Origin of the sequence: Streptomyces sp. NRRL F-5630 (assembly GCF_000719475.1) — a bacterium.
Lineage (GTDB): Bacteria > Actinomycetota > Actinomycetes > Streptomycetales > Streptomycetaceae > Streptomyces.
In genome coordinates this window covers 1-8,688 of sequence record NZ_JOGO01000125.1, presented here as the reverse complement: position 1 = coordinate 8,688, position 8,688 = coordinate 1, and the positions used below count along the sequence as shown (strand labels likewise).

Sequence of the window (8,688 nt, the reverse complement as noted above, 5' to 3'; positions counted from 1 at the left end):
CGTCTCACCCAACGAACCTCCGCCCCACCCCGCTGCCGCGCGGGATACGCTCGGCCTGTGGCCGATATCCAGATTCCCGCTGACATCAAGCCCGCCGACGGCCGGTTCGGCGCGGGTCCCTCCAAGGTGCGGAAGGAGGCGCTGGACGCGCTGGCCGCGACCGGCACCTCTCTCCTCGGGACCTCTCACCGCCAGGCTCCCGTGAAGAACCTCGTGGGCAGGGTCCGCGACGGGCTCTCCTCGCTTTTCTCCCTCCCCGAGGGGTACGAGGTCGTCCTCGGCAACGGCGGCTCCACCGCCTTCTGGGACGTCGCGACCCACGGGCTCATCGAGAACAAGTCCCAGCACCTGAGCTTCGGCGAGTTCTCCTCCAAGTTCGCGAAGGCGTCGAAGCTCGCGCCGTGGCTCGCCGAGCCGACCGTGATCTCCTCCGAGCCCGGTACGCACCCGGAGCCGAAGGGCGAGCCCGGCGTCGACGTCTATGCCCTCACGCACAACGAGACCTCCACCGGTGTCGCCGCGCCCGTGCGCCGCGTCGACGGGGCCGACGAGGGCGCGCTCGTCCTCGTGGACGCCACCTCGGGCGCGGGCGGGCTGCCGGTCGATGTCGCCGAGACGGACGTCTACTACTTCGCTCCGCAGAAGAACTTCGGTTCGGACGGGGGCCTGTGGATCGGTCTCTTCTCCCCGGCCGCGCTGGAGCGCGCCGCGCGCGTGCACGCTTCCGGCCGACACGTGCCCGAGTTCTTCAGCCTTCCGACCGCGATCGACAATTCGCGCAAGAACCAGACGTACAACACCCCTTCGCTCGCGACGCTGTTCCTCCTCGCCGATCAGCTCGACTGGTTCAACGGCCAGGGCGGCCTCGCGTGGACCACGGGACGGACCGCCGCCTCGGCGCAGGCGCTCTACGGCTGGGCGGAGAAGGTCTCGTACGCGAGCCCCTTCGTCGCGGACCCGGCGCAGCGCTCCGCGGTGATCGGCACGATCGACTTCGACGACGCGATCGACGCGGCGGCCGTGGCGAAGGCGCTGCGCGCCAACGGCATCGTCGACACCGAGCCGTACCGCAAGCTGGGCCGCAACCAGCTCCGGGTCGCGATGTTCCCCAGCATCGACCCGGCGGACGTCGAGGCGCTGACGGCCTGCGTGGACTACGTCATCGACCACCTCTGAGCGACTGACCGCGGCATCGACCGCAGGTGCCGTACGCGCGGTTCAGCGCGTACGGGCCCCGCTCCCCGAGAAGGGGCGCCCCGCCTTGCCGGGGCGCCCCTTCGGCGTACGCCGAGCGGCGGTCATCCCCGAGGCGCACGCACCGAGGCGGCCCCCGAAGCGCACACGCACGTGCTCTCGGCGCCGCGCGCCCCGGAAATCGGGGCCGCCACCTGCGCGGAAGACCGGTTGTCAGTGGCGTCGACTACGGTTCGCAACCATGGAGACACACAAGGTCGACACCTCATTTCCCCGCCCGCTTCCCGCTCATGCGCCGCACGCCGTAGAGGGCGGCTCCGGCGAGCGCCACGACCAGGACGGCTTTGCCCGTCGTGCCGCCCGTGTCCTTGCCCGCACCCTCCTTGTCGCCGTCCTCCTGGCCCGCGCCGGACCGGCCGGAGTCCGCGCCGTCGCCCTGTTGTCCCCGTTCGCCCGACCCCTTGCCGCCTCCGGGCGTGGGCTTCGTCGCGCCGGGGTCCGGCGAGGACCGCACGGGGGCCTCTTCGGGGCGCACCTCGCTGCGGACGCCCTCCGAGCCGTACATGAGGGTCGTGCCGTCCGTGGTCCACGTGAGCGATTCGCCCTGGCGCTGGAGCGGGACGGCGAGCCGTCCGGCCGCCTTGGGGTGGCCGTCGTTCCAGTCGTAGTACGTGCCGGAGAAGTAGCCGCGCAGGGCGAGGGTGCGGCCGTCCGGCGAGAAGGTGCCGTCCGTGACCCACAGGTCGACGGGGGCGACTTTGCGGAAGACGTTGGTGCCCGTCGCGGAGAGCTTCGCGGGTCCCTCGTAGAGGTTCCCGCCGCTCTCCCGCTTCGACGCGATGTACACCCGCCCGGTCTTCGGGTGCACCATGAGCGCCTCCGCGTTCCGCGGGCCTCCCTCGTACTGGACGGTGTACTGCGTCGCGCGCACGGTCTGGTCCCGCAACCGCTTCGGCTCCGGCAGCGCGTAGATCCACACGTGCGGCCAGGTGCCGTCGAGGTTGTCTCCGATGTCGCCGACGTAGAGGCGGCCGTCCGGGCCGAGCGAGATCGCCTCGACATCCCGGGGCGAGCCGATGCCGCTGAGGGTGATCCGCGCCAGGGTGCGGCCCGAGCGGCCGTCGATCGCGTAGAGGTAGGGGCCGTCGTCGCTGTCGTTGTGCGTCCAGTAGACGCCGGGGTGCAGGCGGCTCGCCGCGAGACCGGAGGACTCGGTGACGCGCGCGTCCTGGATCGTGAACGCCGGGTGGTCGTCCGCGGCGTGGGCGGGCGCTCCGGGGCCGAGAAGCAGTCCGCCGCACAACGCGGTGATCGCGGTGAGTGGTGCGAGGAAGCGCGCGCGGGGACGCCGGGCGGGCGGGAGCGGGCGACGGCGCCGGGGGGCTGTCATGGGGCCAGTCTCGCAAGAGCGGCGACGGGGCGGGAGCGGGCCGCCCCACCTGCGCCGGTACGTGGCGCGTCTCACGCCGGGGCGGGGGCGCGAGGCGGCCACCGCGGGGCACGGCCGGTGCGGGGCTCCCCGATGATGGGGGCCATGCGTGCCTCGGTCCCCCCGCGTTTCCTCCTCGTCGGCGACAGCCAGACCATCGGCAAGGCCGGTGACCACACCTGGCGGTACCGGCTGTGGCGGCACCTGCGCCACAGCCTCGGCGCGGACGGCTTCGCCTTCGTCGGCCCGCGCGAGGCGCTGTACGACGTCGAAGCCGACGCGGCCGTCTCGTACGCGTACCCGGACGGGGACTTCCCGCCGCACGCCCGGCGGCACCTCGCCGGCTGGGGCGAGGGCTGGCAGCACATGGCTCCGCTCGTCGGGCCTGCGGTGCGTGAGAGCGGGGCGGACGTGCTGCTCGTCGCGCTCGGCCTCATCGACCTCGGCTTCTACACCAATCCGGAGCAGACGGCGGAGAACGCCCGCCGTTTCCTGACGGCCGCGCGTGAGGCGAGGCCGGGGGTGCGGGCCGTGGTGCTGCCTGTGGTGGCGAACGTACGGGCCCTGCGGGAGCCGGAGTTCGGGGCGCAGGTGGAGCGGTTCAACGAGTTGCTCGCCAAGCTCGTCGCGGACCTCGACTCGCCCGCCTCACCGCTGCTCCTCGCGACGGTTCCGGCGGACTGGGACCTGGAGCGCGACACGTACGACGGAACGCACCCCGGCCCCACGGGGGAGCACAAGCTCGCCGCCGCCTTCGCCACAGCGCTCCACCAGGGCTGGGGAATCGGGGGACCGTATACGGGCGTGTGAGGGGAGGCGCTGCCGGACCGCGGCGGGCAGGCCGTTGGCGGGCGGCCCACGACGGGGCGGGAACTTGGACGGGCGGCCGTCGCCGGGTGGGGAGCTTGCCGGACGGACGGCCCGTCGCCGGGCGGGGAGCTTGCCGGATGGGCGTCCCGTCGCCGGGCGGGCTGCTGTCGAACTCGTGGTCAGGTGCCTTCCGCCGAGCGGTGCAGGCGGTCGAGGGCCAGGGCGAGTTGGAGGCGCAGGCGGCCAGCGGGCTCGCGGACGTTCCAGCCGAGGTGGCGCTCGGCGTGGGCGAGGCGCTCCTGGAGCGTCGAGTGGTGCACGTTGAGCGTGGCGGCGGCAGTGCGCAGGCTCGCGTGTGCCGCGACGGCGTACAGGGTGAGGAGCATCCAGGGCGCGGCGACTTGGGCGCGGCGCAGGGCGAGCACGTCGGGCACGGGGGCGGTACGGGGGCCCACGGCGGCGGCGAGGACGCTCAGCCCGCCCAGTTCCTCGGCCCGTACCGAGCGGTGGCCCGGGTCGGCGGCCGTGCCCTCGGCGGTGAACCGCAGCGCGATGCGGGCCTGCGCGTAGGAGTACGGGAGGTCGAGCGGGGCGACGGCGGGGCCGATCCCGGTCCTGGGGGCGCCCTCGGGGACGGTGGCTTCGCGCGCCCCGCCCTCGGGGGTGGCGCCCTCGTGGGCCGGGCGCTCGTGGGTGGCGTCGGCCACGTCGGCGGTGCCGTCCGCGTGGGCGAGCGCGCGGGCCAAAGGACCGAGACCCAGTCGGCGGGCGGCGAGTTCACGGGCACGGGGCGGGGCCTCGGCGTCGAGCAGGACCTCGACGGACGCGGCGTCGGGCGCGGGCTGCCCGGGGACGGCGGGTGCCCGGCCCCGGGTGCGGTCGAGTGCGGCGCGTACGGCGGTCGCGGCCCGTTCCAGGATCATCGCGTCGACCGGTCCCGGCTCCCCCGGCCGTTCCAGCCACAGCACGCGCGCCCCGCCGGGGCTGACGGGAACGCCGGGCCAGTCGGCGCCGGGCGGTACGGGGGTGCGGGCGGGGCCGTCGACGCGGCGGCCCTCGGGCTCGACCCGTATCCACACGCCATGCACGGGGTCGGCGAGCCGCGCGGCGCCGCCCGCGAGCACGGCGGCGCCGCGCACGAGCGCCTCAAGACCGGCGCGCTCGGCGGTGAGCCGGTCGAAATAGGCGATGACCCGGACCGCCTCACCGGCGTCCGGATCGAGAGCGGCGAGCCGCCCTGCGAGTTCTCTCATACGGCCATCGTCCTTCTGCGGCCGATCTCGCGGAAGTCGTTTCCACGGGGAGGCCCGGGGCGAGGGAGGGCTCCGTCGTATGCGGCGGACGCGACCGGTGCCGTAGGGGCGGAGGGAGCGGCGGCCGGAGTCATGCCCCGGCCGTTCCCGCTCACCGGCCCCTCCCCCGGCCCACCCGCCGTCTTCGGCTCACCGGCCGTCCCAGGGCGGCCTCCACCTGAGTGACCGCCTCCGCCCTCATCGGCCGCCTCCGGCTGATTGGCCGCCTTCGGGCTGATTGGCCGCCTCTCTCGTCGGCCGCCTTCGGCTCCTCAGGCCGACAGGAGCCTCCGCAGCCAGTCCGTGCGGGCGGTGCGGGCCGCCTGGGAGAGAGCGGCCTGCGGTGCCATGCCGTCGAAACCGTGGAAGCCGCCCGGCCAGACGTGGAGTTCCGTCTGGACACCGCACGCCCACAGGCGGCTCGCGTAGGCGACGTCCTCGTCGCGAAAAGTCTCCGCCGAGCCGACGTCCACGAACGCGGGCGGGAGCCCGGAGAGGTCGACGGCGCGGGCCGGGGCCGCGTACGGCGAGACGTCCGGGCCGCCGCGCCGCTCGCCGAGCAGCGCCGTCCAGCCGGTGCCGTTCGCCTCGCGGTCCCACACTCCGAGACCGGCCATCTGCAGGGCGGACACCGTGTCGTTGCGGTCGTCCAGCATCGGGCACATGAGGAGTTGGCCGAGGAGCGCCGGGCCGCCCCGGTCCCTCGCGAGCAGGGCGACCCCGGCCGCGAGGCCGCCGCCCGCGCTGCCGCCGCCGATGATGATCCGCTCGGGGTCGAAGCCCAGTTCCCGGGCGTGCGCGGCGGTCCACACGAGGCCCGCGTAGCAGTCCTCGACCGGGGCGGGGTCGGGGTGTTCGGGGGCGAGCCGGTACTCCACCGAGACGACCCCGATGCCGAGGGGGCGTCCCCACTCGTCGAGCAGCTGCGGCAGGCCGATGCGCGCGTCGCCGAGGATCATGCCGCCACCGTGCATGTGGTAGAACACCGGGATTTCGCCCGTGAGTCCGGCGGGGCGGCCGATGTAGAGGGTGATGTCGGGGTCGCCCACGGGTCCGGGCACGGTCCGCTTCTCGACTTCGTAGGCGCCGTCCGCGCGCAGTTCTTCGAGCGTGGGCGAGGGGAAGCCGAGAACGGACTGGCGCGAGGTCGCGAGCTCCTCCAGCGGCGGTAGCCGCACCGGGCCGAGGGCCTCCAGGGCCGCCGCCAGTTCGGGGTCGAAGGGCGGCGGGGGGCCGAGCGGGGCCGGAGCGGTGGGCGGCGAGGACGTGGAGGCGGAGTCGGCGTCCGGGGTGGCGGCCGGAGTGGCCTCGGGGTGTGCGGTCATGCGAACGGCTCTCCCTACGACGTGCGACAGCGGAAGGATCGCCGCGCGGGGCAGGGCGCGGCGCGCGGGGTCTGTGGTGGACCGACCGCCTTCTGTCCCGTGCGGACGGCCGGACCTTTCCGGACGTGAGCCAGGTTGCCGGAGAAGCGGGGCGGAACGCAGGCGCCGTCCGGCGGGAATGCCCCGCCGGACGGCGGGGCACCACGACACCGGCTCCGGCCGGACGTCGGGACCAACGGGAGGAGCGGGACTGCGGGACTGCGGGACTGCCGGGCTGCGGGACGGCCGGACGCCGGGAGGAGCGGCGGGCGGCTGGACACCGGGGCGGCCGGACAGCGGAAGGGCCGGACAGCAGGACGGCGCGACCGCCAACAGCCCGCCGCCGGTCGGCCGGCAGACCTCGGCCCGGCGGCCGGACACTCCGCACAGCCCCGCCGGTTTCGACCGGACGTCCCGCAGATCTCGGCTGGTGCGGCGGCCCAGAGCCCCGGCCTCCCCTCACTCCCCACCCACCGACCACCGGTGCCCCCGCCTCACGCGGCCTACCAGCGTCCCGCCACCTGCGGCTCGATCTCCCTCGCGTACAGCTCGCGGATCGCCGTCAGCTTCTCCTCGCTCAGCGGCGGCAGTTCGCCCGCCGCCGAGTTGGCGCGGGCCTGCTCGGGGTTGCGGGCTCCGGGGATGACGGTGGTGACGCCGGGCTGCTGGACGATCCAACGCAGCGCGGTCTGCGCCGGGGTCGCGTCCTCGGGAGTGAGCGCGGCGAACTCGCGCGCGGCGGCGACACCGGTCGCGAAGTCGACCCCGGCGAAGGTCTCGCCCTGGTCGAAGGCCTCACCGTGGCGGTTGAACGTGCGGTGATCGTTGGCCGCGAAGGTCGTGTCCTCGGTGTACTTGCCGCTGAGCAGGCCCGAGGCGAGCGGCACGCGCGCGATGATCCCGACCCCGGCGGCGCGCGCGGCGGGCAGCACCTCGTCGAGCGGCTTCATACGGAAGGGATTGAGGATGATCTGCACGCTCGCGATTCCGGGCCTGGCGATCGCGGTGAGCGCCTCCGCGCACGTCTCGACGCTCACGCCGTAACCGGCGACACGGTCCTCCGCGACGAGCGTGTCGAGCGCGTCGTAGACCTCGTCGGAGGAGTAGACGGGCGTCGGCGGGCAGTGCAACTGCACGAGGTCGAGACGGTCGACACCAAGGTTGCGGCGAGAACGGTCGTTCCACGCACGGAAGTTGTCGAGTACGTAGTTCTCAGGGAGCTGGTCGACGCGGCGACCCATCTTCGTCGCGACCATGATCCCGGAGCCCGGGTGGCCCTTGAGGAAGGCGGCGATGGTCTGCTCGCTGCGGCCGTCCCCGTAGACATCGGCGGTGTCGAAGAAGGTGACGCCGGAGTCGGCGGCGGCCTCCAGGACGGCATGGGCGTCCTTCTCGTCCACGTCGCCCCAGTCGGCGCCGAGCTGCCACGTCCCGAGGCCGACGACGGAGACGGAACGGCCGAGCTTGCTGAATTCACGCGATTCCATGGGGCCAGTGTGGCACTCGGCACGGGCTACCCCGGCCGTTGAGCTGGGGCGATCCCGGGGGCCTTGGTGAGCGGCCCGGGCGCCGTTAGTGTGCCTGGATGACCCACGCGCTTGTTGCCGGTGACGCCCCCGAGAGGACTCCCGGCGCGGACGATCCCGCCGCGCGTGCACTCCTCGACGCCGGCCTCACCCGCTTCGCCCGCTACGGCGCCACCGCCGACAGGGCCCTCACGGAGCACGACGAGCACGCCGAGCACGCGCTCGCGAGTGGTGCGCGGGGTGTCGGTGTCACGGGCGGCGGGCTGCGCGAGCCGGAGCTGCTGCCCCGCTTCCAGACGGCTGCCCACCTCGCGCGCCCTCAGACCCCGCAGACGGCGATCACCTTCACCACGAGTGGCGCCCTCGAAGCGCGCGGCCCGCACCGTCCAGGCGACAGCAGGCAGGCAGCGTCCCGGCACCTGCCCGGCATCACCGCACCGGACAACGGGGGGTCTGACGCCGCAGGATCGGACGTCACGGGGTCGGACGTCCCCTGGCCGGATGTCGTCGGTGTGGCCATCGCCGCGCCGGAAGTCGCCGCGCCGGACGCCGCCGGGCGCGAGCGGGCGTCGCGGTGAAGGGGGCCGAACTGGTCATCGATCTGCGTGGGCAAGTGATCGAGACGCTCGACGACTTCTGGGACGCGGTGCGCGAGCCCTGCGGCCTGCCCGTCTGGTTCGGCCGCAACCTCGACGCTTGGGGGGACACGATCGACGCGCGCGGCGTCTCAGAGGTGATCGACCGCCACGACACGCTCACCGTGCACGTCCGCCGCCAGGGCCTCTTCGCCGACGTGGACACCGACAAGGGCAACCCGAAGGGACGGGGGCTGGCCGCGACATTCGACGGCGTACGGAACCGCCTCGTCCTCCACCCCTGACCCTCCGCGCGGTTTGCCTGCACGGACGCCTGCCTCATCGGATCGCCGTATCGCGGGGATCGCCAGCCGAGCCCGGAGCACCGCATCGCCGGATCGCCATCACCGCCTCACCGCCTCACCGCCTCACCGCCTCACCGCCTCACCGCCTCACCGCCTCACCGCCTCACCGCCTCACCGCCTCACCGCCTCACCG

Annotated in this window: 8 protein-coding genes; 4 read left to right on the top strand and 4 right to left on the bottom strand. The window is 74.2% G+C overall.

Annotated features, from left to right (window positions below; genetic code table 11):
* The first annotated feature begins 57 nt into the window (after window positions 1–57).
* Window positions 58–1,176: a phosphoserine transaminase gene (gene serC, locus IF99_RS0129340; protein WP_031001308.1), complete on the top strand. Its 1,119-nt coding sequence runs from the start codon at window positions 58–60 to the stop codon at window positions 1,174–1,176.
* Window positions 1,177–1,459: 283 nt separating this feature from the next.
* On the opposite strand, the gene IF99_RS0129335 is transcribed toward serC, so the two are convergent.
* Entirely contained in the window at window positions 1,460–2,584 is a 1,125-nt protein-coding gene (locus tag IF99_RS0129335; protein ID WP_031001306.1) for a hypothetical protein, read from the bottom strand.
* A gap of 144 nt (window positions 2,585–2,728) precedes the next feature.
* Here IF99_RS0129335 and IF99_RS0129330 point away from each other — a divergent pair, with 144 nt between their 5' ends.
* A complete protein-coding gene (locus IF99_RS0129330) occupies window positions 2,729–3,433 on the top strand; it encodes a GDSL-type esterase/lipase family protein (protein ID WP_031001304.1) in 705 nt (234 codons plus the stop codon).
* A 179-nt stretch (window positions 3,434–3,612) separates the two neighbouring features.
* Here IF99_RS0129330 and IF99_RS0129325 read toward each other — a convergent pair whose 3' ends face one another.
* The 3 genes from IF99_RS0129325 to IF99_RS0129315 all read right to left on the bottom strand — a co-directional run bounded on the left by IF99_RS0129325 (window position 3,613) and on the right by IF99_RS0129315 (window position 7,576).
* Window positions 3,613–4,686, bottom strand: a complete 1,074-nt coding sequence (locus IF99_RS0129325) for a helix-turn-helix domain-containing protein (RefSeq protein WP_031001302.1) — start codon at window positions 4,684–4,686, stop codon at window positions 3,613–3,615.
* 311 nt (window positions 4,687–4,997) lie between these two features.
* Window positions 4,998–6,050 carry an alpha/beta hydrolase gene (locus IF99_RS0129320; RefSeq protein ID WP_031001300.1) on the bottom strand — a complete coding sequence of 351 codons (1,053 nt, stop codon included), beginning with the start codon at window positions 6,048–6,050 and terminating at the stop codon, window positions 4,998–5,000.
* 542 nt (window positions 6,051–6,592) lie between these two features.
* Window positions 6,593–7,576 carry an aldo/keto reductase gene (locus IF99_RS0129315; protein ID WP_031001294.1) on the bottom strand — a complete coding sequence of 328 codons (984 nt, stop codon included), beginning with the start codon at window positions 7,574–7,576 and terminating at the stop codon, window positions 6,593–6,595.
* Window positions 7,577–7,674: 98 nt separating this feature from the next.
* Between IF99_RS0129315 and IF99_RS0129310 the strand changes: the two genes are divergently transcribed.
* Window positions 7,675–8,193 carry a hypothetical protein gene (locus tag IF99_RS0129310; RefSeq protein WP_107049033.1) on the top strand — a complete coding sequence of 173 codons (519 nt, stop codon included), beginning with the start codon at window positions 7,675–7,677 and terminating at the stop codon, window positions 8,191–8,193.
* Window positions 8,190–8,495: a barstar family protein gene (locus IF99_RS0129305; protein WP_031001290.1), complete on the top strand. Its 306-nt coding sequence runs from the start codon at window positions 8,190–8,192 to the stop codon at window positions 8,493–8,495. The genes IF99_RS0129310 and IF99_RS0129305 overlap by 4 nt, the downstream gene beginning before the upstream one ends.
* The last annotated feature ends 193 nt before the right edge of the window (window positions 8,496–8,688 follow it).

Coding starts and splice junctions, on each gene's coding strand:
- IF99_RS0129335 (WP_031001306.1), bottom strand. CDS start 2,584: ATGACAGCCCCCCGGCGCCGTCGCCCGCTCCCGCCCGCCCGGCGTCCC.
- IF99_RS0129330 (WP_031001304.1), top strand. CDS start 2,729: ATGCGTGCCTCGGTCCCCCCGCGTTTCCTCCTCGTCGGCGACAGCCAG.
- IF99_RS0129325 (WP_031001302.1), bottom strand. CDS start 4,686: ATGAGAGAACTCGCAGGGCGGCTCGCCGCTCTCGATCCGGACGCCGGT.
- IF99_RS0129320 (WP_031001300.1), bottom strand. CDS start 6,050: ATGACCGCACACCCCGAGGCCACTCCGGCCGCCACCCCGGACGCCGAC.
- IF99_RS0129315 (WP_031001294.1), bottom strand. CDS start 7,576: ATGGAATCGCGTGAATTCAGCAAGCTCGGCCGTTCCGTCTCCGTCGTC.
- IF99_RS0129310 (WP_107049033.1), top strand. CDS start 7,675: ATGACCCACGCGCTTGTTGCCGGTGACGCCCCCGAGAGGACTCCCGGC.